We start from the raw sequence: 22,663 nt of genomic DNA on the forward strand, positions 1-22,663 counted from the left end.
CATGCTGGACATCGCCGAAGAGCTGCACCGGTGGGTCGAGCAGGGACGCACGTTCGCCGTCGCCACCGTGGTCGCGGTCGGCGGCAGCGCGCCCCGGCAGCCGGGAGCCGCACTCGCCGTCGACAGCGACGGCACGGCGATCGGATCGGTCTCCGGCGGGTGTGTGGAGGGCGCGGTCTACGACCTGTGCGTCCAGGCCCTCGAAGACGGCAAGACCGTCGTCGAGCGCTTCGGATACAGCGACGAGGACGCCTTCGCGGTCGGTCTGACCTGCGGCGGCATCATCGACATCCTCGTCACCCCGGTCCGCGGCGGGGTCTTCCCCGCCGCGCTGGCCGCCGCCGTCTCGGGGGAGGCGGCGGCCCTGGCGAGGATCGTGGACGGACCGGCGGACCTGTTGGGGCAGGCTCTGCTGGTCCGTCCCGACGGCTCCTACGAGGGGAAGCTCGGCGGCCACCCCGAGCTGGACCGCACCGCGGCCGGCGAGGCCCGGGCCATGCTCGACGCGGGCCGCACCGGCACCGTGGAGATCGGCGAGGACGGCAGCCGCTGCGGACAGCCGCTGACCCTCCTGGTCGAGTCCTCCGTCCCCGCCCCCCGCATGATCGTCTTCGGCGCCATCGACTTCGCCGCCGCCCTCGTCCGGGTCGGCAAGTTCCTCGGCTACCACGTCACCGTCTGCGACGCGCGGCCCGTCTTCGCGACGCCGGCCCGCTTCCCCGAGGCCGACGAGATCGTCGTCGACTGGCCCCACCGCTACCTGGAGTCGACCGAGGTCGACGGCCGCACCGTCCTGTGCGTCCTCACGCACGACGCCAAGTTCGACGTGCCGCTCCTCCGGACCGCCCTCAAGCTTCCCGTCGCCTACATCGGCGCGATGGGCTCCCGCCGCACCCACGAGGACCGCAACGAGCGCCTCCGCGGGGTCGGCGTCACCGAACTCGAGCTCGCCCGCCTGCGCTCCCCGATAGGCCTCGACCTCGGCGCGCGCACGCCCGAGGAGACCGCCCTCTCGATCGGCGCCGAGATCGTCGCCAACCGCCGGGGCGGCAGCGGGGTCTCCCTGACGGGCGCCCACACCCCGATCCACCACGACGGGCCCCGCGAGCCGGCCGGACGCATAGGCTCCGTCGCGTAGGACCCGCCTTCCGGACCGGGCCCCGGCCCCTTGTCCCGGGGGCACGGGGCCGGACCCGCCGACACGCTGGACACGTGGGTCCGGCGTACGCCGACGACGGGCGGCTCTCGCGGGACGCCCACGAGGCCGCGACCCGGAGTACGAGCCCCCAGGAGGCCGGAGAGGGCATCTCCCGGCTGCTCGCCCCGTCGTCGCGCACGACGCGCTCAGCCTGATGGGCACCGCCTCGGTCCCCGGCCCCCCCTGCTCGGCGGCTTCGGCTCCTGCCACGGATACGACCCCGCCCTGGTCGGGGCCCTGGTCGCGCACCCGGACGGCGGCCCGGGCCGGCGAAGCCGCGCCCCTGGTGTGCCTGCCGCCGGCCGTCTCCGGCCGGCGGCCCACCTGCCGGGCCGAGCCGCTCGACGCGGACGGCTCCGGCGATGTCGCCGGCGTCGAGCTCCGCGACGGACGGCCGTCGAGCAGGTCGCCCGCCGCCCCGGCCTGTCCCCGTACACGGTCGACGACCACCCCGAGGCGGTGTTCCGCGTCGACGGTCCCGGCACCCGGCCGCGCTCGTGCACGACCGCCCGCTGCTGATCGAGCACGACGACGGCGACCGGCCGGACGGGTTCGGCGCCCTCTGCGGGGCCCTCGGGGACGCGATCCGGTCGGCCTGGCGGACGCGTCGTCCACGCCGGTCCCGATCACGATCCAGGTCGACGACCCTGAGCACTTCGCGCGGCACCCCGCCGTCGGCACCCGACGCGCGCAGCGCGTGGAGCGGTTCGGGGGAGTGCGCGAAGCCCTCTACGACCGGCGCCTCGCCCGAGGGAAAGCCGTGGTGCGCGTCCCCGAGCCGGTGAGTCCGGCCCCGGGGCGCGCGCCGTCCTGCCCCGGCCGCTCTCTCGATACTTAATGCAAGCCAAAAGAAAAGTCGTGTCGAACACCTTGACCCTCCTATGGGGCAACCGCCAGCATCTGCTGCGGAGTGCGCGCTCCCCATCCCCGAAACCCCCTCATCCCCGAGGAGTTCGAGCCATGCCCGCAGCCGACACCCGTCACGCGCCACCCCCACGCCCAGGCCCCCGTGCCACCGCCGCCGTCCTCGTCACCGCGCTCCTCGCCGGTCTCCTCGCGCTGGTCGCCGCACCGCCCGCCGCGGCCGCCCCCGTCCTGCTCTCGCAGGGCAGGCCCGCCACCGCCTCCAGCCAGGAGAACGGCGGCACCCCCGCGAGCGCCGCCGTCGACGGCGACCCCGGAACCCGCTGGTCCAGCGCCTTCGCCGATCCGCAGTGGATCCAGGTGGACCTGGGCGCCCCGGCCGCGCTCAGCAGGATCGACCTGCGCTGGGAGACCGCCCACGCCAAGGCGTACCGCATCGAGCTCTCCGGCAACGGCACCGACTGGACGACCGCGTACAGCACGGCGAACGGCCCCGGCGGCGACGAGTCCCTGTCCGTCACCGGCACCGCCCGCTACGTCCGCGTGTACGGCACCGCCCGCGCCACCACCTGGGGATACTCCCTCTGGGAGTTCCAGGTCTACGGCACCGCGGACGGCGGTCCGGCGCTGCCCGGCGGCGGCGACCTCGGGCCCTACGTGCACGTCTTCGACCCGTCCACGCCCGGCATCCAGGCCCAGCTGGACGCGGTCTTCGCCCAGCAGGAGTCGGCCCAGTTCGGCAGCGGCCGGCACGCCTTCCTCTTCAAGCCCGGCACCTACAACGGCCTCAACGCCCAGATCGGCTTCTACACCCAGATCGCCGGCCTCGGGCTGCGCCCCGACGACACCACCATCAACGGCGACGTGACCGTCGACGCGGGCTGGTTCAACGGCAACGCCACCCAGAACTTCTGGCGCGGCGCCGAGGGCCTCGCCCTCAACCCGGTGAACGGCACCGACCGATGGGCCGTCGCCCAGGCCTCCTCCTTCCGCCGCATGCACGTCAAGGGCGGCCTCAACCTCGCCCCCAGCGGCTACGGCTGGGCCAGCGGCGGCTACATCGCCGACTCGAAGATCGACGGCCAGGTCGGCAACTACTCGCAGCAGCAGTGGTACACCCGTGACAGCTCGATCGGCGGCTGGTCCAACAGCGTCTGGAACCAGGTCTTCTCCGGCACCGAGGGCGCACCCGCGCAGGCCTTCCCCGAGCCGAAGTACACCACCCTCGACACCACCCCGGCCTCCCGCGAGAAGCCGTACCTGATCTGGGAGGACGGCCAGTACAAGGTCTTCTCCCCGGCCAGGCGGACCAACGCCCGCGGCACCACCTGGGCGAACGGCACCCCGCAGGGCGAGAAGATCCCGCTGACCCGGTTCTACGTCGTCAGGCCCGGCACCACCGCCGCCACCCTCAACCAGGCGCTCGACCAGGGCCTGCACCTGCTCTTCACGCCCGGCGTCTACCACGTCGACCGGACGATCGCCGTGAACCGCCCCGGCACGATCGTCCTCGGCCTCGGCCTGGCCACGATCGTCCCGGACAACGGCGTCACCGCGATGCGCGTGGCCGACGTCGACGGCGTCCGCCTCGCCGGCTTCCTGATCGACGCCGGCCAGGTGAACTCGCCGACGCTCCTGGAGGTCGGGCCGCAGAACGCCTCCGCCGACCACTCCGGCGACCCCACCACCGTCCAGGACGTGTACTTCCGCGTCGGCGGCGCCGGCGCCGGGAAGGCGACCACCGCCATGGTGGTCAACAGCGACGACACGATCGTCGACCACACGTGGGTCTGGCGCGCCGACCACGGCGAGGGCGTCGGCTGGGAGACCAACCGCGCCGACTACGGCGTCCGCGTGTACGGCGACGACGTCCTCGCCACCGGGCTCTTCGTCGAGCACTTCAACAAGTACGACGTCGAGTGGTTCGGCGACCGCGGGCGCACGATCTTCTTCCAGAACGAGAAGGCGTACGACGCCCCGAACCAGGCCGCCGTCCAGGACGGCCCCCACAAGGGCTACGCCGCCTACCGCGTCGACGACTCCGTGACCACCCACGAGGGCTGGGGGCTCGGCAGCTACTGCTACTACAACGTGGACCCGACGATCCGTCAGGACCACGGCTTCCGGGCGCCGGTGAAGCCCGGGGTGAGGTTCCACGACCTGCTGGTCGTCTCGCTCGGCGGCAACGGCCAGTACGAGCACGTCGTCAACGGCGTGGGCGCCCCGACCTCGGGCACCGCCACCGTGCCGTCCACCGTGGTCTCGTACCCGTGATCCGAGTGAGGTGAGGCGGAGGGCGGCGCGCGCTCAGTGCGCCGCCCTCTCCCGTACGGTCGACGCCCACGCCGGCTGCTCCTCGGCCGGCTGCTCCTCGGCCCGCCGCCCGCCCCGGGCGAAGAAGTCCGCGAGCGGCAGGATCGCCGCGCCGACCGTCACCGCGTCCGGGCCCAGGGTGCCCATGCCGATGCCGACCCGGGCCGCCGGGTACTTCAGGGCGTACTCGGCCGCGTACCCCTTGACCGTCTCAAGGAAGCGGGCGCCGAGCTGGAGGCCCGCCCAGCCGCCGACGAGGATGCGCTCGGGCTGGAAGAGGTTGATCAGATCGGCGAAACCGGCGCCCAGGTACTCGGCGGTCTCCTCCAGGACGTCGAGGGCCGTCGCGTCGGGCTCACGGGTCTCGCCGGAGCCCGCCGCCTCCGGGTACGCGGCCGCCAGCATCGCCGTCAGGGCCGTCTCCTCGTCGGCGCCCGTCGGAGGACGCCCGCCCGCCTCCCGCCAGCGCTCCAGGAGGGCCTCCGCGCCGGCGTACGCCTCCAGGCAGCCGCGGGCGCCGCAGCGGCAGCGGCGGCCCCTGACCCGTACCGTCAGATGGCCCCATTCGAGCGCCCGGCCCGGCCCCATCGGGTCGGTGACCACGCAGGCGCCGACGCCCGAGCCGAAGAGCACGACCACGGCGCTGCGGGCCCCCCGGCCGGCGCCGAACCACATCTCGGCCTGCCCGAGGGTCTTGGCGCCGTTGTCGATCCAGTACGGCACCGAGGCCGGCAGGTCCACGCTCCCGCGCAGCAGCCGCTCCAGCGGGACGGCGTCCCAGCCGATGGTCTGGCCGTGCACCACCGCGCCCTCCTCGGCGGTGCGGGCGACGATGCCGGGCACGCCGACGCCGACGCCGAGCAGCCGCTCGGCGGGGACGCCCGCGGTCCGGAGCACCTCGGCGACGCCGGCCCGGACGTGGTCGACGACGACCCCGACCTCGTACCGGTCGTGCGGGTTCGGCCTCTCGACGGCCAGGGGGCGCTCGGTGCGGGCGAGTTCGGTGAGGGCGAGGTCGAACAGCTCGATCCGGACCCGGGTCTCGCCGACGTCCACGCCGATCATGCAGCCGCTGCCGGGGGTGATCCGCAGCAGGGTGCGGGGGCGCCCGCCGGCCGAGTCGACGCTGCCCGCCTCCTCGACGAGGCCTTCCGCGACGAGCTCCGCGACCACGTTGCTGATGGAGCCGGAGCTCAGCCCGGTGGCCGGGCCCAGGGAGAAGCGGCTCATGGGGCCGTCGAAGTACAGGCGCTGGAGGACGGCGGTGCGGTTCTCGCGTCGCAGGTCACGCACGGTGCGGCCGTTCCGCATGGTCACTTGGGCCCCCAGGTGAAGTAGTCCTGCCCGCAACATACCGCTGCCGGGACCCTTGACGCGACCTTCTCTTGAAGTTTAACTCACGTCCTGAAATAAGCCGGGGAGGGGCCGTGGAAGCCTTCACCTCCTGAACGCGGGACGCGTCCGCCGACCCCGTCCTCCCCAGCTCCCCGCCACTCCCCGAAAGGGCCATGAGGAGCCATGCGCACAATCAGAGCCGCGGCCGCCGGTGCCGTCACCCTCTCCCTCGTCCTCACCGCAGCGGCCTGCGGAGGCGGCTCCCCGGCCGACGGCTCCGGCTCCGGCGGCGGCAAGACCCTCACCTACTGGGCCTCCAACCAGGGCGCGAGCCTGGAGGTCGACAAGAAGGTCCTCCAGCCCGAGCTCGACCGCTTCGAGAAGGAGACCGGCATCAAGGTCAAGCTGGAGGTCATCCCCTGGTCCGACCTGCTCAACCGCATCCTCACCGCCGCCACCTCCGGCCAGGGCCCCGACGTCCTCAACATCGGCAACACCTGGAGCGCCTCCCTCCAGTCCACCGGTGCCCTGCTGCCCTGGGACGCGAAGAACTTCGAGGCCATCGGCGGCAAGGACCGCTTCGTCGCCTCCGCGCTCGGCTCCACCGGCGCCGCCGGCCAGGACCCCGCCGCCGTCCCGCTCTACTCCATGGCCTACGCCCTCTACTACAACAAGAAGATGTTCAAGGACGCCGGCATAGCGAAGCCGCCGGCCACCTGGGACGAGCTGATCGCCGACGGCAGGAAGTTGAGCGGGGACGGGAAGTCCGCCATCGGCGTCGAGGGCGGCAACCTCGCCAACAACATCCACCAGGTCTTCGTCCTCGGCAAGCAGCACGGCGCCGACTTCTTCACCCCCGACGGCAAGGCCGACTTCACCTCCGACGGCGCCGTCGCCGCCGTCAAGCAGTACGTCGACCTCATGGCCGCCCACAAGATCGTCGCCCCGGGCAACGCCGAGTACGCCCAGAACCAGTCCCTCGCCGACTTCGCCAAGGACCGCACCGCCATGGTCCTCTGGCAGACCCCCGGCACCACCTTCGAGGCCCAGGGCATGGGCGCCGACGAGTGGGGCGTCGCCCCCGCCCCCGTGGCCTCCGGCACCCCCGGCCAGGGCACGGGCATCAACTCCATGGTCGCCGGCATCAACCTCGCCGTCTTCAAGAACACGAAGAACCGCGAAGGCGCCCTGAAGTTCGTGAAGTTCATGACGAGCGACGCCGAGCAGAAGACGCTCAACCACGCCTACGGCTCCATCCCCCCGGTCGAGAGCGCCCAGCAGGACCCCGCCTTCGCCGGCCCCACCGTCACCGTCCTCAAGCAGACCCTCGCCACCAGCGCCGCCGCCCTGCCGCAGGTCCCCGAGGAGTCCCAGTTCGAGACCGTCGTCGGCACCGCCGTCAAGGAACTCTTCGCCGACGCCGCCGCCGGCCGCCCGGTCACCACCGAGTCCGTACGCGCCAAGCTCGACAAGGCCCAGCAGCAGATGCCCAAGAAGTGAGCCCGGACGCCACCATGACCACCACCGCCATCGAGAAGCCCCACGGGCGGACCGGGCAGCGGCACACCCCCGGGGCGGCCCCGCGCAGGCGCCGCCCCGGGCGGCTCAGGGCCCGCGGCCTGCCCTACCTGCTGCTCCTCCCGGCCCTCCTCCTCGAACTCCTCGTCCACCTCGTGCCGATGCTCATCGGCATCGTGATGAGCTTCAAGGAGCTCACCCAGTTCTTCATCCGCGACTGGACGGCCGCCCCCTGGGCCGGACTCGACAACTACGCGGTCTCGGTCGACTTCGACGCCCCCGTCGGCGAGGCGCTCCTGAAGTCGTTCCTCACGACCTGCCTCTTCACCCTCTGCTCCGTGGGCCTGTGCTGGCTCCTCGGCACCGCCGCCGCCCTCTTCATGCAGGAGACCTTCCGCGGCCGGGGCCTCCTGCGCGCGCTCTTCCTCGTCCCGTACGCCCTGCCGGTCTACGCGGCGGTCATCACCTGGGCGTTCATGTTCCAGCGGGACAACGGCCTGGTGAACCACGTCCTCCACGACCAGCTCGGCATCGGCGACGGCCCCGCCTTCTGGCTCATCGGCGACAACGCCTTCGTCACCCTGCTCGTCGTCTCCGTCTGGAAGGGCTGGCCCTTCGCCTTCCTCGTCCTGATGGCCGGACTCCAGAACATCCCCCGGGAGGTCTACGAGGCCGCCGCCCTCGACGGCGCGGGCATGTGGAAGCAGATCCGCCACATCACCCTGCCGTTCCTGCGGCCGGTCAACCAGGTCCTCGTCCTCGTCCTGTTCCTGTGGACCTTCAACGACTTCAACACCCCCTTCGTCCTCTTCGGCAAGGCGGCCCCCGAATCCGCCGACCTGATCTCCCTGCACATCTACCAGTCCTCTTTCCAGACCTGGAACTTCGGCACGGGCTCGGCGATGTCGGTCCTGCTCCTGCTGTTCCTGCTCGCCGTCACGGGGACCTACCTGCTGCTCACCACCCGGGGAAGGAAGACCGGCGATGCCTGAGACCGTACGCAGGCCCCCGCGCTCGCCCATGGCCGCGCCCCGCTCCTTCCTCTGGAGCCGGCGGATCTTCCTGACCCTGCTCACCGGCTTCGTCCTGCTGCCGGTGTACGTGATGGTCTCCAGCTCCCTCAAACCGCTCGCGGACGTCTCGGGGAAGTTCCAGTGGATCCCCTCCGGGCTCACCATCCGCCCGTACCTCGACATCTGGCGGACCGTCCCGCTCGCCGACTACTTCGTGAACTCCCTCGTCGTCGCGGGCACGGCCACCGTGTGCTCCCTCGTCGTCGCGGTCTTCGCCGCCTACGCCGTCAGCCGCCACGCCTTCCGCGGCAAGCGCGTCTTCACCGTGACGGTGCTCTCCACCCAGATGTTCCCCGGCATCCTCTTCCTGCTGCCGCTCTTCCTCCTCTACGTCAACATCGGCAACGCCACCGGCATCGCGCTCTTCGGCTCGCGCGGCGGTCTGATCCTCACCTATCTGACCTTCTCGCTGCCGTTCTCCATCTGGATGCTCATCGGCTACTTCGACGCCGTCCCGCGCGACCTCGACGAAGCCGCCAAGGTCGACGGCTGCGGCCCGCTCGGCGCCCTCCTCCGGGTCGTCGTCCCCGCCGCGGTCCCCGGCATCGTCGCCGTCGGCGTCTACGCCTTCATGACGGCCTGGGGCGAGGTCCTCTTCGCCTCCGTCATGACGACCGACACCACCCGCACCCTCGCCGTCGGCCTCCAGGGCTACGCCACCCAGAACGACGTCTACTGGAACCAGGTGATGGCCGCCTCCCTCGTGGTGAGCGTCCCCGTCGTCGCCGGGTTCCTGCTCCTCCAGCGCTACCTCGTCACCGGCCTCACCGCGGGCGCGGTCAAGTGACGGCCTCCCGGCCCGAAAGGACTCCCGTGTCAGAACCGCTCGACCTCGCCGCCTTCCCGGCCTCCTTCGCCTGGGGCACCGCCACCTCCGCCTACCAGATCGAGGGCGCCGTCACCGAGGACGGCCGCGCCCCCTCCATCTGGGACACCTTCTCCCGCGTCCCCGGCGCCGTCGACAACGGCGACCACGGCGACACCGCCTGCGACCACTACCACCGCTGGCCCGAGGACATCGCCCTCATGAAGGGCCTCGGCACCGACGCCTACCGGCTCTCCGTCGCCTGGCCCCGCGTCGTCCCCGGCGGCGACGGGCCCGTCAACGAGGCCGGACTCGACTTCTACGACCGGCTCGTCGACGGCCTCCTCGACGCCGGGATCACCCCCTCCGTCACCCTCTACCACTGGGACCTGCCGCAGGCCCTCCAGGACCGCGGCGGCTGGACCGTCCGCGAGACGGCCGAACACCTCGCCGCCTACGCCGGCGTCGTCGCGGAGCGCCTCGGCGACCGCGTCACCCGGTGGGCCACCCTCAACGAACCCCTCTGCTCCGCCTGGATCGGCCACCTGGAGGGCCGGATGGCGCCGGGCCTCACCGACCTCACGGCCGCCGTCCGCGCCTCGTACCACCTGCTCCTCGGCCACGGCCTCGCCACCGCCGCCGTCCGCGCCGCCGCCCCCGGCGCCCAAATCGGCCTGGTCACCAACCACTCCACCGTCGCGCCCGCGAGCACCCGACCCGAAGACGTCGCCGCCGCCGCCCGCATGGACGGCCACACCAACCGCTGGTGGCTCGACCCGGTCTTCGGCCGGGGCTTCCCCGCCGACATGCGCGAGCTGTACGGCGTCGAACTCCCGGAGCGGCGGGGTGACACGGAGACCATCGCCGCCCCGCTCGACTGGCACGGGCTGAACTACTACTTCCCGGTCACCGTCGCCGACGACCCGACGGGCCCCGTCCCGTACGCCCGTGAGGTCCGCCTCCCCGACGTGCCCCGCACCGGCATGGACTGGCAGATCGACGCGGGCGGCCTGGAGGCCTTCCTGCTGCGGCTCACCGAGGACTACGGCGCGCGCAGGCTGTACGTCACCGAGAACGGCTCGGCCTTCCCCGACGCCACCGGCCCCGGCGGCGAGGTCCACGATCCGGAGCGCACCCGCTACCTGGAGGAGCACCTCGCCGCCTGCGCCCGCGCCCTGCGCAAGGGCGTCCCGCTCGCCGGGTACTACGCCTGGTCCCTGCTCGACAACTTCGAGTGGGCCTACGGCTACGACAAGCGCTTCGGGCTCGTCCACGTCGACTACGCGACCCAGCGCCGCACCGTGAAGACGAGCGGGCGGCGGTACGCGGAGATCGTCGCCGCCCACCGCGCGCTGCACGCCCGGTAGCGCCCCTCCACGCCCCCCGGCGCCCGGAGGCGGGCGCGGGGGCCCGCTCGTACGCGCCCGGACCCCCGACCGTCCCCGCCCGCCCCGGCAGCCCGCGCCCGGTCCCGTCCTTCCGAGGACGGGACCGGGCGCGACCCGTTGCGCGGGGGCCTCAGGCCTTCCGGAGGCCGCTGAGCAGCAGCTCGGCCAGCTGCTCGTAGGCCTCGGCGTCGGCGAGACCGGTCGCCGCGGCCACCTGGCGCCGCTGGATGCGGACCATCACCGAGGAGATGACGTCGGCCGCGAAGGTCACGTGCACCTCGCGGAACACACCGGCCCGCACGCCCTCCTCGATGAGCTGCTGCACCCGGCCGGCCGCCGCCCGGGTGTTCCGCTCGTACACCTCCGCCGCCGGCTCGAAGGCCGCCACGTCGTCGAAGAACTGCGGCGAGACGGGTGCCAGCTCCGCCGAGACCGCCCGCAGATAGGCGGCGAGCCGCTCGGCCGGATCCGCCGCGGCGGCGAGCACCGCCTCGACCCGGGCCGTGGCGCGCCGGAAGAAGTGCACGACCGCCGCCCGGACCAGCTGCTCCTTGCTGTCGGCCAGGCCGTACAGGGTCCGCTTCGAGCAGCGCAGGCGCGCGGCGAGGTCGTCGAGCGTCAGCCGGGCGAAGCCCTCGCCGACGAGGAGGGCGACGAGCTCCTCGAAGAGGGCGGAGCGGCGCGCCGCTCCGCGGCCCGTCAGCTTGGGGGCGTCGGCGGCGGAGGTCTCGATCACCCCGTCAGTATTCCAGGCCGCCGTTCCGGGGGGTTACGTCGGCACCCTTCTGCGCTACGCTCAGCGGTACTGCAGTACCCTTCCCAGTACCACTTTGCGCGCCGCTGGAGTCGCCATGGATGTCGACCGCCTGCTTCCCACCCCCGAGGCAGCGGACCTCATCGCCCTCACCCGGGAGATCGCCGACAAGGAGCTCTCTCCTCGGGTGGACGAGCACGAGGCCGCCGAGACCTATCCCGAGGGGCTCTTCGCCACCCTCGGCGAGGCCGGGCTCCTCGGCCTCCCGTACCCCGAGGAGTACGGCGGCGGGGGCCAGCCCTACGAGGTCTACCTCCAGGTCCTGGAGGAGCTCGCCGCGCGCTGGGCCGCCGTCGGCGTCGCCACCAGCGTCCACACCCTCGCCTGCCACCCCCTCCACACCTTCGGCACCCCGGAGCAGAAGGAGCGCTGGCTCCCCGCGATGCTGGAGGGCCGGAGCATCGGCGGCTACAGCCTCTCCGAGCCGCAGGCCGGCTCCGACGCCGCCGCCCTCACCTGCAAGGCCGAGCGCCAGGACGACGGCAGCGGCTACCGCGTCACCGGCACCAAGGCCTGGATCACCCACGGCGGCAAGGCCGACTTCTACGCCCTCTTCGCCCGCACCGCCCCCGGCAGCCACGGCGTCTCCTGCTTCCTCGCCCCCGGCGCCACCGAGGGCCTGAGCTTCGGCGCCCCCGAGCGCAAGATGGGCCTCCAGGCCGTGCCGACGACGGCCGCGTACTGGGACGGCGCCCTCATCGAGGAGGACCGGCGCATCGGGGACGAGGGCCAGGGCCTCCAGATCGCCTTCAGCGCCCTCGACAGCGGCCGCCTCGGCATCGCCGCCTGCGCCACCGGCCTCGCCCAGGCCGCGCTGGACGCCGCCGTGACGTACGCCAACGAGCGCACCACCTTCGGCCGCCGGATCGTCGACCACCAGGGCCTCGGCTTCCTCCTCGCCGACATGGCCGCCGCCGTCGACGCGGCCCGCGCCACCTACCTGGACGCGGCCCGCCGCCGCGACCTCGGCCGCCCCTTCAGCCGTCAGGCCAGCGCGGCCAAGCTCATCGCCACCGACACGGCGATGAAGGTCACCACGGACGCCGTCCAGGTCTTCGGCGGCTACGGCTACACCCGCGACTTCCCGGTCGAGCGCTACATGCGCGAGGCGAAGATCATGCAGATCTTCGAAGGCACCAACCAGATCCAGCGGCTCGTCATCAGCCGTGGCCTGGCGACGGCCCAGAAGCACGCGCGGTAGCCGCCCGCAGCGTCGTGTACGCGGCCCAGGCGTCCAGGAGCGGCGGCATCGCCGACCGCCGGCGCCCGGGCCCGTGCGTCACCGCGTACCGCACGGCCGCCGGGGTGGCGTCCGGGAACGCCGAGCGGAGCAGGGCGACCGCCCCCGTGACGAAGGGCGCGGCGGCGCTCGTACCGTTCAGGAGGACGGGGCGGCCGTCGAGGCCCACCCCGGGGACGCGGTCGCCGGGAGCGCCGACCCCGTTGCGGCCGATCGAGACGCCCCGGTTGGAGCGGGGCAAGGGGCGCCCGGCGCGGTCGTACGCGACCACCGGGACGACCCACGGGTGGTCGGTGAGGGGGGAGGAGCCCGTCCGGCCCTGGTTCCCGGCGGCCACCACGACGATCACGCCCCGGTCGGCGGCGTGACCGAGCGCCGCGTCCAGCGCGCGGTCGCGGACACCGGAAGGCGAGGGCTGGGCCAGGCTCAGGTTCAGGACGTGGGCGCCCGCGTCGACGGCCTCCGTGATCGCCTCCGCCAGCTCACCCACGCGTACGCCGGCCAGGCAGGTCGCCGGGCCGCCGTCGGCCGGATGATCCGCGAAGAGGGGCCGGGACAGCAGCGTGCAGCGCGGGCACACGCCCCGGTTCCCGGCGAGGAGCGCGGCGACGGCGGTGCCGTGGGCGCAGCACACGTCCGCGCGGGCGCAGGATCCCGTCCCGGCGGACGCCTTGGCGGCCGGACGCAGTTCCCGGACCGGACGGCCCGCGAAGGCGGGGTGGTTCGGGGCCACGCGGCCGTCGATCACGCCGACCACGACCGAGGGCCGGCCGGAGGTGCGCGCCATGAGCGGCGTGAGCCCGACCAGGTCCAGGAGGTCCATGCGTACCCCTCTCCGCCCCTGCCGGGGGACCGGTGGGCGTACAGGTGGCCGAACGGGCAGTCGCCCGCTTCGACGGCGACTCCCGCAGGGGAGGAGCCGGTCGCCCGGCCTTGCCGGGGCCGGGCGAGCGTTCTCGTGGGCACTCTCGTGCGCGGGTCCGAATCCGGTGACGCCATCAGGCGTCACCACCACCGGTCATCCGAGCAGAACGCCTTCAGGCACTTCCTCACGCACGCGCGGTAGTCATGGCTGCCCTTGCAGTTGTTGCGGCAGACCGGGCCCAACTCCAGCTCGCAGAGGGCGTCCTGAGGACGGATCAGATCGCCGTTCCGTGTGTCGCGCGTCGGTGCTTCGACGGCGAACCCGGGGATGCTCATGTCCGTTCACCTCCTTCTCTCTCTTCCTTCTCTCCGTCGCCCGGGCCGGCGTCGCCCGGGTCAGCGGACGAAGTACTCCTGGAACGGTGTCACCGGGAAGGGGAAGAACCCGGCGAGACCCACGCGGACGAAGTACTTCTCGACCACGTTGGTCTGGAGGCTGGTGTAGGAGAACACGACCGTGACGACGGCCTGTGACCGGGTGCTGAGCCGGGAGGGGCCGGCTTCCACCGAGGAGAGGACGCAGCCCTCCGTGCGCTTCTCGTAGGTCTTCCGGTACATCTCCTGGCACCGCACCGTCAGGTAGTTGAGGACCCGGCCGACGGGGTCGGTGCCGGCGTTGTCGCTGAGCTGGAGCAGCCGGTCGAGCAGGGCTCCGACGACCTTCTCGAACTCCTTGCGGGGGGTGCCCTCGGGTCGGTCGATCGCTCTGAGGAGTTCCCTGCGGTCGAAGCCCCAGGTCTTCACCACGCTGACGACGGGGACGGAGAGCCCCTGGCAGGCACTCGGGGGTGCGACCGGTCCGAGCGAGCCGACCACCACGGCGAGGTCGCGCGCGTCGTTCACCGGGCGCAACGCCTCCACCAGCTCGTCCAGCCCGGTGGGGTCCGTGGCCTCCAGGATGTAGGTGTCGACGCCCTGGACGGACAGGACGAAGCACATCTGCCGGGCGAGATAGCGGTTCTCCGGGGCGGAGAGCACGCGGTACATCGCGTCGGCTTCGGTGCTGTCGGTATGGCCGTCGGCCCCCGCCACCTGGAAGAACTCGTGCTGGATCGAGACGTTGGGGAAGACGGCGCGGACGCGGCCGAGCACATAGACGTAGCCGCCGTCGTCGGCCTCCCCTCCGCCGGCGGGGGAGGGGGCCGCGGTGCAGCCGCAGGACGACTGGACGACGGTCGGCTCGTCGGCGTGCACGGGGCCGGGGTCGTGCGCGGACCCGGGCTCCTCCGCCGCGAGCACGGGATCGGGCGGAGCGGGCTGGGCGTCTGTCTCCGGCGAGAGGCCCGCGGCGGGGGCGGTGTCGATGATCTCGGGGTTCATCAGTCACTCCTCACACGCACTCTGTCGGGCCGTCAGGGGAGGGGCGCTCGCGGGGACCGTCCATCGGGCAGGCGTCGCGCACGGTGCCCGGAGACATGGGCGCGGCGGCTCAGCGGTCCGGCCCGCCACCGATCGTCATCCACCGGTTCAGAGCCTCGGCCCGGCGGCCGCAGCCACCGCAGGGGCGGATTCCCACCGCCGAGGTCACCCGGGCGACGGCGTCGCCCAGTCCGATCTCCGCGCCCTCGGTGCCGGGCCGTGCGAAGCCGGGGATGCGGACCCGGTGCCGGGGGCCGTCGTGGCGACGACCGTCACGGGAGTCGTGTGCCGTTCCCTTCCGGGCCTCACTCCGACTGCTCGTTGAGTGGTCAACCATCCTGCTCACATCCCGGACTTGGGCCGTTCGGCGCCGACGGCGCGCTCCCACCCCTTTCCATGCTCCTCCCGAACGACGCCGCCTGCACGCCGACTCGGGCCCGCACGCCGACCAGGGAGCGCGGCGCAGTCGATCGCGCGGGAACACCCGCGGGCGCATGCTCGGCCCCGCCACCCCGGCCGGCCCGCGTTCCCCCGTTGCGGGCGGGCCGGGGTCCGTTTTCTCCGGGACTACTTGCCGAGGGAGGCGACGCCGGCCCGGGCGAACTTCTCGTCGAGGTCGCCCGAGGGGGCGCCGGCGACGCCGATGCCCGCGATCGGGGCGCCCTTGGCGGTGACCGGGGCGCCGCCGGCGAGGAAGAGGGTGCCGGGGATGTCCTTCAGGGTCGGCGCGTCGGCGAGGCGCTTGGCCAGCTCGGAGGTCGGGGCGTTCCAGGAGACGGCGGTGTACGCCTTCTTCACGGCCGACTGGGGGGACTGCGGGCCCGCGCCGTCGCCGCGCAGGGTGACGACGGTGTTGCCGTTGCGGTCCACGACCGCGACCGACACCCGCTGGTTCTCCTGCTCGGCCGCGTCGAGGGCCGCCCGCGCGGCCTTGACGGCCGCCTCGATCGTCAGGTGCGTGGAGCGCGTGGTGTTCTTGTTCTTGGCGTCCGCCTGGGCGGTGGCGGCGCCCGGCGCTGCCGCCGTCTCCTCGCCGGTGGCGCTCGCGGAGTAGGCCCCGAAGCCGCCGAGGGCGAGGGCGGCGACGATCGCGCCACCGGTCACGACACGGGTGCGCGAGGAGGCCTTCTTCACGTGCTTCATGGGATCTGCTCCAGTGGACTCGGGGAACCGCGGGGGCCGTCGGGACGCCGAGGCCCGCTCTGTGCTCCATCCTGGTGCCGTACCCTGCCGCCGTCCGTCGTCGTCCCGGCTGCGCCCGGCGCCCCGGGCGGTGGACCCCGGGGTCATCCGATCGGTTGACCCTCCGCCTCCTCCCCCCACCGCGCCGCCAGTTCGGTGAAGGCCCCCGCCGCCGCGCTGCGGTACCCGGCCGCGCGCCGCAGGAGGGCGACGGCACGGGACGGAAGCGAGGGGGAGAGCGGCACCGGGCTCAGCCCCGGGTGGTCCCGGGTGACGGCGTCGGGCAGGACGGTGGCGAGCGACGTGCGCCGGACGATCTCGGTGAGCGCGGTCACCGAGTCGGCCTCCACCGCGATCGCCGGCCGGACGCGGTGCTCGGAGACGTACGCGTCGATGTGCAGCCTGGTCGCGAAGTCCCGGTTCAGGAGCGCGAGGTGATGGGTGCTCAGTTCCGCGGCCGGCACCGGCTCCGTCCGTCCCGCGAAGGGATGGCCGGGGCCGACGACGAGGCCGAGGGTCTCGGTGAACAGCTCCGTGACCTCGACGCCCGGGAGGTGCCCGCCGTGGAAGGCGATGCCGAGGTCGAGCCGGTCGGCGAGGAGTTCGGCCTCGATGCGGTCCTGGGGCAGCTCCCGCACGTCCACGCTGATGCCCGGGTGTCGGGTGTGGAAGCCGGCGACCAGGGGGCCGGTGAGGTAGGCGGTGAAGGTGGGGGTGACCGCCAGCCGGAGGTGACCCCGGGACAGGTCGCGCACGTCGAGCACCGCCCGCTCGCCCGCCGCCAGGTCACGCAGGGCCCGCCGGGCGTAGCGCGCATAGGTCTCCCCGGCGTCCGTGAGGCGCACGGTGCGGCCGGTGCGGTCCAGGAGCTGCGCCCCGAGGGCCTTCTCCAGCTGCTTGATCTGCTGGGACAGGGTGGGCTGGGCGATGCGGAGCTCTTCGGCGGCGCGGGTGAAGTTCGCGTGCTCGGCGACGGCGAGCAGATAGCGGAGGTGGCGGAGCTCCGGCTGCATACGGTCGACTATAGATCGCATCTATGGCAGGCATCGACAGCAGGTCTTGGACGCTATAGCTCCTGCTCGTGCACGGTGGGGACATGCCTCACTTCTCCGAGGGAATCGCCCGCTTCCAGCGGGAGGTCTTCCCTGCCAAGGCCGACCTCTTCGCCCGCCTGGCCACCGCCCACCGGCCCGGCACGCTGTTCATCGGCTGCTCGGACGCCCGTGTCGTACCCGAACTGATCACCCAGACCGATCCCGGCGAGCTCTTCGTGATCCGCACCGCCGGCAACCTCGTCCCCGCCCACACCCCGGGCGCCGACGGAGTCACCGCCGGCGTCGAGTACGCCGTCACCGTGCTCGGCGTGCGGGACGTCGTCGTCTGCGGGCACTCCGCCTGCGGCGCGATGACCGCGCTCGCCGAGGGCCACGACCTGAGCGCAGCGCCCGCCGTCGCCGCCTGGCTGCGGCACGCCGACGCCTCCCTCGCCCGCGCTGCCGCCGGCGGGACCGTCGACGTGGCCGCCCTCGTCCGCGAGAACGTCGCCGCGCAGCTGGCGAACCTGGCCACCCACCCGTCGGTGGCCCGCGCCCTGGCCGCGGGCGAGGTGCGGCTGCACGGCTGGGTCTTCGACATCGCCGACGGCACCGTCGAGGAGCTCCCCGCCCCGGCGAGCACCGCGCTCGCCGCCTGACCCCGGGGAAACCCGCCGACCCGTAAGAACCCCCGCAGTCCTCAAGAAATCCCTCGGGACACGGGACGCACGAGAAAAGGACGTATCTCCCATGCCGCACGCCCAGTTCGACCCCACCGCCCGCCGCGCCCTCGCGATCGCCGCCGTCGACGCCAAGATCCGCAAGGACCTCAGCTGGCAGCAGGTCGCGGACGCCTCCGGCCTCTCCGTCGCCTTCACCACCGCCGCCGTCCTCGGCCAGCACGCCCTGCCGGCGGAGTCCGCCCGGGCCGTCGCCGAGCTCCTCGGCCTGGACGAGGACGCCGTGCGCCTGCTGCAGACGATCCCCACCCGCGGCTCCCTCGACGGCGCCGTCCCCACGGACCCGACCGTCTACCGCTTCTACGAGATGCTCCAGGTCTACGGCACCACCCTCAAGGAGCTGGTGCACGAGCAGTTCGGCGACGGGATCATCTCCGCGATCAACTTCAAGCTGGACGTGAAGAAGGTCGCCGACCCCGAGGGCGGCGAGCGAGCCGTCATCACCCTCGACGGCAAGTACCTCCCCACCAAGCCCTTCTGACGTCGGATCAGGCAGGGTCGGCGGCGGGGCCGCCCCGGCGCCGGGGACCGGGTGACCGGCCCCCGGGGCGCCGGGGCGGCCCCGCCGCCGTACGGCCCCGCGAAGAGGTCCCGGCCCTCGGCTCGGCCTCCGCTTCCGGGGGCGGCGCACACGGTTCTATGGTGGGCGGCGCAGATCGCGCGGACCGCGCGGTCCTCCGCGGGCACGCGCCCGATCCGGCGGCCATCCCGGCGGCAGGGTCGCACCCGCACGACACGAACGAGGAGTTCCATGGACATCGCCGGCTCCGCCGCTCTCGTCACCGGCGCCGCTTCCGGCCTCGGCGCCGCCACCGCCGCCGCACTCGCCGCGCGCGGCGCCACCGTCTACGGCCTGGACCTGGACAAGGCCGTGGCCGCCGCCGGGCCGCTGCCCGAGGGCGTGCGGCTGCTCGCCGCGGACGTCACCGACGAGGAGCAGGTCCGCGAGGCGCTCGCCACGATCGACGCCGACGGCGCCGAGCTGCGGCTCGCCGTGAACTGCGCGGGCATCGCCCCCTCCGCCCGCATCCTGGGCCGCAAGGGACCGCACGACCTCGACCTGTTCCGTGCGGTGCTCAACGTCAACCTGCTCGGCACCTTCAACGTGATGCGGCTGGCCGCCGAGGCCATCGCCCGCCACGAGCCCGACGAGCACGGCCAGCGCGGTCTCGTCGTCAACACCGCGTCCATCGCCGCCTTCGAGGGCCAGGTCGGACAGATCGCGTACGCCGCCTCCAAGGCGGGCGTCGCCGGGATGACCGTCACCGCCGCGCGTGACCTGGCGCAGTTCGGCATCCGGGTCGTCACCATCGCCCCCGGCATCGTCGACACCCCGATGATGGCCGGCTTCGGCGAGGACGTGCGGGCCGGTCTCGCCGCGAGCGTCACCTTCCCGCAGCGCCTCGCGCGCCCGGAGGAGTACGCCCGGCTGGTGACGATGATCGCCGAGCACGACTACCTCAACGGCGAGACGATCCGCATGGACGGCGCACTCCGCATGAGCGCCCGCTGAGGCCCTGACGGGCCGGATCGGCCCGGGGCCTCCGTACCCCCGCGAAAGCACTCGGTGCCGGATTTCTCCGGCACCTAGTGCCGCGGTGGGGCATCGGGGTGTTAGGTTCGGGCCATGGGAACAGCGTCGACGAACTCCACGAAGCCCGTGATGCGGGACTCTCTCATCGCCGCGGCCTTCCAGCTCTTCCTGGAGCGGGGCTACGAGCAGACCACCGTCGACGACATCGTCACGCTCGCGGGCGTCGGCCGGCGGTCCTTCTTCCGGTACTTCCCGTCCAAGGAGGACGTGGTCTTCCCCGACCACGAGCAGTGCCTCGCCGACATGACCCGCTTCCTGGCCGCGAGCGCCGACTCCGACGACCCGGTCGTCCGGGTCTGCGACGCCGCCCGCCTCGTCATGCGGATGTACGCCGAGAACCCCACCTTCTCCGTGCAGCGCTACCGGCTCACCCGCGAGGTGGCCGGACTGCGCACGTACGAGCTGTCGGTGGTCTGGCGGTACGAGAAGACCCTCGGCGACTACCTGCGCACCCGCTGGGCCGACCGCAGGGACGGCACCCTGCGCGCCAACGTCGTCGCGGCGGCCGTGGTCGCCGCCCACAACCACGCCCTGCGGCACTGGCTGCGCTCGGGCGGCGAGGGCGACCCGCTGGCCGAGGTCGACGGGGCCCTGGAGTTCGTCCGCGCCACGTGGGCCACCGGCGGCCAGGCGGCGGACGCCCCGGCCGAGGAGGCCGAGGACGTCGTCGTGGTGATCACCAAGCGCTCCACCCCCATGTGGCGCGTGGTGCGCGAGGTGGAGTCGAGCCTCGGCGAGGGCTGAGGGGTCACCGGAGGATCTCCGGAGGGTCACCGAATGGCCTCGGGGTCCTCAGTATCTCGAATTGAGGGAACTCAGGTCTTTATTTGATGGCACTCAGTGCCATATCTTTGCTCCATGCACGGTCGAGCCGCCGAGTGCAAGGAGAAGGCATCGTGTTCCACACGGGAATGAGGAGCGGGACCGCCGTCCAGGCCGAGGAATCGGCCCCCGAGTCCGAGCTGTACTTCCAGCGCTGCCGCTGGTGCCACACCACGACGTTCCAGCGTCTGCTCTGCCCGACCTGCGGGTCGACCGACCTGGCGCCCGAACTCAGCGGGGGCGAGGGCGTGATATCCGTACGGCGCGGGGTCGCGGCCGCTGACGCCGACCTCTGGCCGGTCCACATGACGGAGGGCTTCGTCGTCCGCTGCCGTGTCGACGGACCGCTGCACGCGGTGCGTCCCGGGGCCAGGGTCAAGCTCTCCGGCACCGCCTCCGCCGGGCGCAGGCCGGTCGTGCGGCTCTGCGAGGAGGTCCCGCTCGACGGCTGGTACTGAGCGCCGGGCGCGTACACGAGGAAGGGGCGGGTGGCACAGAGTGCCACCCGCCCCTTCCTTCTCGGGTGCGGGACCGGCGGATGCCGATCCCGCCCGTCACGGGATCAGCGCGCGCCGATCTCGTCCGTCAGCTGCGGCAGCACCTCGAAGAGGTCGCCGACCACGCCGTAGTCGACCAGGTCGAAGATCGGTGCCTCGGGGTCCTTGTTGACCGCGACGATCGTCTTCGAGGTCTGCATGCCGGCCCGGTGCTGGATCGCGCCGGAGATGCCCGCCGCCACGTACAGCTGCGGCGAGACCTGCTTGCCGGTCTGGCCGACCTGGTTGGAGTGCGGGTACCAGCCGGCGTCCACGGCGGCCCGGGAGGCGCCGACGGCCGCGCCGAGCGAGTCGGCCAGCTTCTCGACGACCGCGAAGCCCTCGGCCGCGCCGACGCCGCGGCCGCCGGAGACCACGATCGCGGACTCGGTCAGCTCGGGGCGGCCGGTGGAGACGCGCGGGGTGCGCGAGACGACCCTGGCGGCGTTGCCGGTGAAGGCCACCGTGACGTTCTCGACCGCGCCGGCGGCCGGAGCGGCCTCCGGGGCGGCGGAGTTCGGCTTGACGGTGATGACCGGGACGCCGTGCGTGACCGTGGACTTCACCTGGTACGAGGCGGCGAAGACGGACTGCGTGGCGACGGGGCCCTCGTCGCCGGCCTCCAGCTCCACGGCGTCGGTGATCAGGCCGGAGCCGAGGCGGAGCGCGACGCGGGCCGCGATCTCCTTGCCCTCGCCGGAGGAGGTCACCAGGACGGCGGCCGCCCCCTTCTCCTTGGCCAGCTGTGTGAGCGCGTCGACCTTCGGGACGACGAGCTGCTCGGTGAACTCGGCGCCGTCCGCGACGTACACGGTGGCCGCGCCGTACTCGCCGGCCGTGGCGGCGATCGAGGCCGCGGCCTCGCCGGCGCCGAGGACGACCGCCGAGGGCTCGCCGATGCGGCGGGCCAGGGTCAGCAGTTCGAGGGCGGGCTTGCGGACCGCACCGTCGGCGTGGTCCACGAGAACCAGGATCTCAGCCATGATTCCTTGCTCCTGAGGTGGGGTGACGGCGGGTCAGATGAACTTCTGGGTGGCGAGGAAGGCGGCGAGCTGCTTGCCGCCGTCGCCCTCGTCCGTGACGATCGTGCCCTGGGTGCGGGCCGGGCGGGCGGCCACGGCGTCGACCAGGGTCCAGGACCCGGCGAGGCCGACCTCGTCGGCGTCGATGTCCAGGTCGTCCAGGTCCAGCTCCTCGACCGGCTTCTTCTTGGCGGCCATGATCCCCTTGAAGGAGGGGTAACGGGCCTCGCCGGACTGGTCGGTGACCGAGACGACGGCCGGCAGCGGGGCCTCCAGGAGCTCGGTGGCGGCGTCGCCGTCACGGCGGCCCTTCACCAGGCCGTCCTCGACGGAGAGCTCGGACAGCAGGGTGACCTGCGGCAGGCTCAGGCGCTCGGCGAGCAGCGCGGGCAGGACGCCCATCGTGCCGTCGGTCGAGGCCATGCCGCAGACGACCAGGTCGAAGCCGGTCTTCTCCAGGGCCTTGGCCAGGATCGCGGAGGTCGCGATGACGTCGGAGCCGTGGATGGACTCGTCGTTGACGTGGACGGCCTTGTCGGCGCCCATGGAGAGCGCCTTGCGCAGCGCGTCCTTGGCGTCGTCCGGGCCCACCGTCACGACGGTCACCTCGGCGTCGTCGGACTCCTCCGAGATGCGCAGGGCCTGCTCGACCGCGTACTCGTCGAGCTCCGAGAGCAGCCCGTCGACGGCCTCGCGGTCGGTCGTCAGGTCGTCGGCGAAACCGCGGTCGCCGGTCGCGTCGGGGACGTACTTCACACAGACAGCGATCTTCAGGGTCACGGCCTGTCTCCTTTCGAGGGGCTGGTGGTTACGGGAGGTTGCGGGCCATGACGATGCGCTGGACCTGGTTGGTGCCCTCGTAGATCTGGGTGATCTTGGCGTCGCGCATCATGCGCTCGACG

General features: G+C 73.0%; 23 protein-coding genes. 13 read left to right on the forward strand and 10 right to left on the reverse strand.

Translation table 11 applies throughout. The features are described 5' to 3' along the window. Position 1 precedes the first annotated feature (1 nt). The 3 genes from ACFYUZ_RS35970 to ACFYUZ_RS35980 all read left to right on the forward strand — a co-directional run bounded on the left by ACFYUZ_RS35970 (position 2) and on the right by ACFYUZ_RS35980 (position 4,336). Positions 2 to 1,138 (forward strand): XdhC family protein, encoded by a 1,137-nt coding sequence (locus tag ACFYUZ_RS35970; RefSeq protein ID WP_389316445.1) that lies wholly within the window; start codon positions 2 to 4, stop codon positions 1,136 to 1,138. A gap of 74 nt (positions 1,139 to 1,212) precedes the next feature. Further along, complete coding sequence (locus ACFYUZ_RS35975) at positions 1,213 to 1,353, forward strand: hypothetical protein (RefSeq protein WP_389316446.1); 141 nt, start codon at positions 1,213 to 1,215, stop codon at positions 1,351 to 1,353. Between the two features lie 805 nt (positions 1,354 to 2,158). Next, a complete protein-coding gene (locus tag ACFYUZ_RS35980) occupies positions 2,159 to 4,336 on the forward strand; it encodes a discoidin domain-containing protein (protein ID WP_389316448.1) in 2,178 nt (725 codons plus the stop codon). Positions 4,337 to 4,369: 33 nt separating this feature from the next. Here the strand turns inward: ACFYUZ_RS35980 and ACFYUZ_RS35985 are convergent, their stop codons facing one another. Next, positions 4,370 to 5,728: an ROK family protein gene (locus tag ACFYUZ_RS35985; RefSeq protein ID WP_389316449.1), complete on the reverse strand. Its 1,359-nt coding sequence runs from the start codon at positions 5,726 to 5,728 to the stop codon at positions 4,370 to 4,372. Positions 5,729 to 5,893: 165 nt separating this feature from the next. On the opposite strand from ACFYUZ_RS35985, the gene ACFYUZ_RS35990 reads away from it, so the two are divergent. The 4 genes from ACFYUZ_RS35990 to ACFYUZ_RS36005 are packed head-to-tail and all read left to right on the forward strand — an operon-like array spanning position 5,894 to position 10,473. Then, positions 5,894 to 7,210 (forward strand): extracellular solute-binding protein, encoded by a 1,317-nt coding sequence (locus ACFYUZ_RS35990; protein WP_389316451.1) that lies wholly within the window; start codon positions 5,894 to 5,896, stop codon positions 7,208 to 7,210. 14 nt (positions 7,211 to 7,224) lie between these two features. After that, on the forward strand, positions 7,225 to 8,220 hold the full coding sequence (locus tag ACFYUZ_RS35995) for a carbohydrate ABC transporter permease (RefSeq protein WP_389316453.1): 996 nt from the start codon (positions 7,225 to 7,227) through the stop codon (positions 8,218 to 8,220). A 28-nt stretch (positions 8,221 to 8,248) separates the two neighbouring features. Continuing rightward, positions 8,249 to 9,088 carry a carbohydrate ABC transporter permease gene (locus ACFYUZ_RS36000; RefSeq protein ID WP_389316479.1) on the forward strand — a complete coding sequence of 280 codons (840 nt, stop codon included), beginning with the start codon at positions 8,249 to 8,251 and terminating at the stop codon, positions 9,086 to 9,088. A 26-nt stretch (positions 9,089 to 9,114) separates the two neighbouring features. After that, positions 9,115 to 10,473: a GH1 family beta-glucosidase gene (locus ACFYUZ_RS36005; RefSeq protein ID WP_389316455.1), complete on the forward strand. Its 1,359-nt coding sequence runs from the start codon at positions 9,115 to 9,117 to the stop codon at positions 10,471 to 10,473. 151 nt (positions 10,474 to 10,624) lie between these two features. On the opposite strand, the gene ACFYUZ_RS36010 is transcribed toward ACFYUZ_RS36005, so the two are convergent. After that, positions 10,625 to 11,230: a TetR/AcrR family transcriptional regulator gene (locus tag ACFYUZ_RS36010; protein ID WP_389316457.1), complete on the reverse strand. Its 606-nt coding sequence runs from the start codon at positions 11,228 to 11,230 to the stop codon at positions 10,625 to 10,627. Between the two features lie 115 nt (positions 11,231 to 11,345). Here ACFYUZ_RS36010 and ACFYUZ_RS36015 point away from each other — a divergent pair, with 115 nt between their 5' ends. Beyond that, positions 11,346 to 12,509: an acyl-CoA dehydrogenase family protein gene (locus ACFYUZ_RS36015; RefSeq protein ID WP_389316459.1), complete on the forward strand. Its 1,164-nt coding sequence runs from the start codon at positions 11,346 to 11,348 to the stop codon at positions 12,507 to 12,509. On the opposite strand, the gene ACFYUZ_RS36020 is transcribed toward ACFYUZ_RS36015, so the two are convergent. The 5 genes from ACFYUZ_RS36020 to cynR form a co-directional block, all read right to left on the reverse strand. Continuing rightward, positions 12,469 to 13,371 carry a S8 family serine peptidase gene (locus ACFYUZ_RS36020; protein ID WP_389316461.1) on the reverse strand — a complete coding sequence of 301 codons (903 nt, stop codon included), beginning with the start codon at positions 13,369 to 13,371 and terminating at the stop codon, positions 12,469 to 12,471. The two genes, ACFYUZ_RS36015 and ACFYUZ_RS36020, sit on opposite strands and share 41 nt — an antisense overlap. A gap of 182 nt (positions 13,372 to 13,553) precedes the next feature. Further along, complete coding sequence (locus tag ACFYUZ_RS36025; RefSeq protein WP_389316462.1) at positions 13,554 to 13,748, reverse strand: hypothetical protein; 195 nt, start codon at positions 13,746 to 13,748, stop codon at positions 13,554 to 13,556. A gap of 60 nt (positions 13,749 to 13,808) precedes the next feature. Next, a complete protein-coding gene (locus ACFYUZ_RS36030) occupies positions 13,809 to 14,792 on the reverse strand; it encodes a hypothetical protein (protein ID WP_389316464.1) in 984 nt (327 codons plus the stop codon). 606 nt (positions 14,793 to 15,398) lie between these two features. Continuing rightward, a complete protein-coding gene (locus tag ACFYUZ_RS36035) occupies positions 15,399 to 15,965 on the reverse strand; it encodes a heme-binding protein (protein ID WP_389316481.1) in 567 nt (188 codons plus the stop codon). 152 nt (positions 15,966 to 16,117) lie between these two features. Next, the gene (gene cynR, locus ACFYUZ_RS36040) at positions 16,118 to 17,026 is read right to left on the reverse strand and encodes a transcriptional regulator CynR (RefSeq protein WP_389316465.1); all 909 of its coding nucleotides are present in this window, start codon (positions 17,024 to 17,026) and stop codon (positions 16,118 to 16,120) included. 83 nt (positions 17,027 to 17,109) lie between these two features. Here cynR and ACFYUZ_RS36045 point away from each other — a divergent pair, with 83 nt between their 5' ends. The 5 genes from ACFYUZ_RS36045 to ACFYUZ_RS36065 all read left to right on the forward strand — a co-directional run bounded on the left by ACFYUZ_RS36045 (position 17,110) and on the right by ACFYUZ_RS36065 (position 20,661). Continuing rightward, a complete protein-coding gene (locus ACFYUZ_RS36045) occupies positions 17,110 to 17,706 on the forward strand; it encodes a carbonic anhydrase (protein WP_389316467.1) in 597 nt (198 codons plus the stop codon). Positions 17,707 to 17,797: 91 nt separating this feature from the next. Further along, positions 17,798 to 18,268, forward strand: coding sequence for a cyanase (cynS, locus tag ACFYUZ_RS36050; RefSeq protein WP_389316469.1), 471 nt, complete (start codon positions 17,798 to 17,800; stop codon positions 18,266 to 18,268). Positions 18,269 to 18,538: 270 nt separating this feature from the next. After that, complete coding sequence (locus tag ACFYUZ_RS36055) at positions 18,539 to 19,300, forward strand: SDR family NAD(P)-dependent oxidoreductase (protein ID WP_389316471.1); 762 nt, start codon at positions 18,539 to 18,541, stop codon at positions 19,298 to 19,300. 114 nt (positions 19,301 to 19,414) lie between these two features. After that, positions 19,415 to 20,125, forward strand: a complete 711-nt coding sequence (locus ACFYUZ_RS36060; RefSeq protein WP_389316473.1) for a TetR family transcriptional regulator — start codon at positions 19,415 to 19,417, stop codon at positions 20,123 to 20,125. Between the two features lie 152 nt (positions 20,126 to 20,277). After that, positions 20,278 to 20,661 (forward strand): zinc ribbon domain-containing protein, encoded by a 384-nt coding sequence (locus ACFYUZ_RS36065; protein WP_093873429.1) that lies wholly within the window; start codon positions 20,278 to 20,280, stop codon positions 20,659 to 20,661. Positions 20,662 to 20,765: 104 nt separating this feature from the next. On the opposite strand, the gene ACFYUZ_RS36070 is transcribed toward ACFYUZ_RS36065, so the two are convergent. The 3 genes from ACFYUZ_RS36070 to ACFYUZ_RS36080 form a co-directional block, all read right to left on the reverse strand. Then, positions 20,766 to 21,722: an electron transfer flavoprotein subunit alpha/FixB family protein gene (locus tag ACFYUZ_RS36070; protein ID WP_389316475.1), complete on the reverse strand. Its 957-nt coding sequence runs from the start codon at positions 21,720 to 21,722 to the stop codon at positions 20,766 to 20,768. 33 nt (positions 21,723 to 21,755) lie between these two features. After that, positions 21,756 to 22,541 carry an electron transfer flavoprotein subunit beta/FixA family protein gene (locus ACFYUZ_RS36075; RefSeq protein ID WP_389316477.1) on the reverse strand — a complete coding sequence of 262 codons (786 nt, stop codon included), beginning with the start codon at positions 22,539 to 22,541 and terminating at the stop codon, positions 21,756 to 21,758. Positions 22,542 to 22,569: 28 nt separating this feature from the next. After that, positions 22,570 to 22,663: acyl-CoA dehydrogenase family protein (locus tag ACFYUZ_RS36080; RefSeq protein ID WP_132919430.1), on the reverse strand; the 94-nt coding region annotated here is incomplete at its 5' end.

The organism is Streptomyces sp. NPDC004266, from assembly GCF_042874095.1.
In the GTDB taxonomy this organism is placed as follows: Bacteria; Actinomycetota; Actinomycetes; order Streptomycetales; family Streptomycetaceae; genus Streptomyces.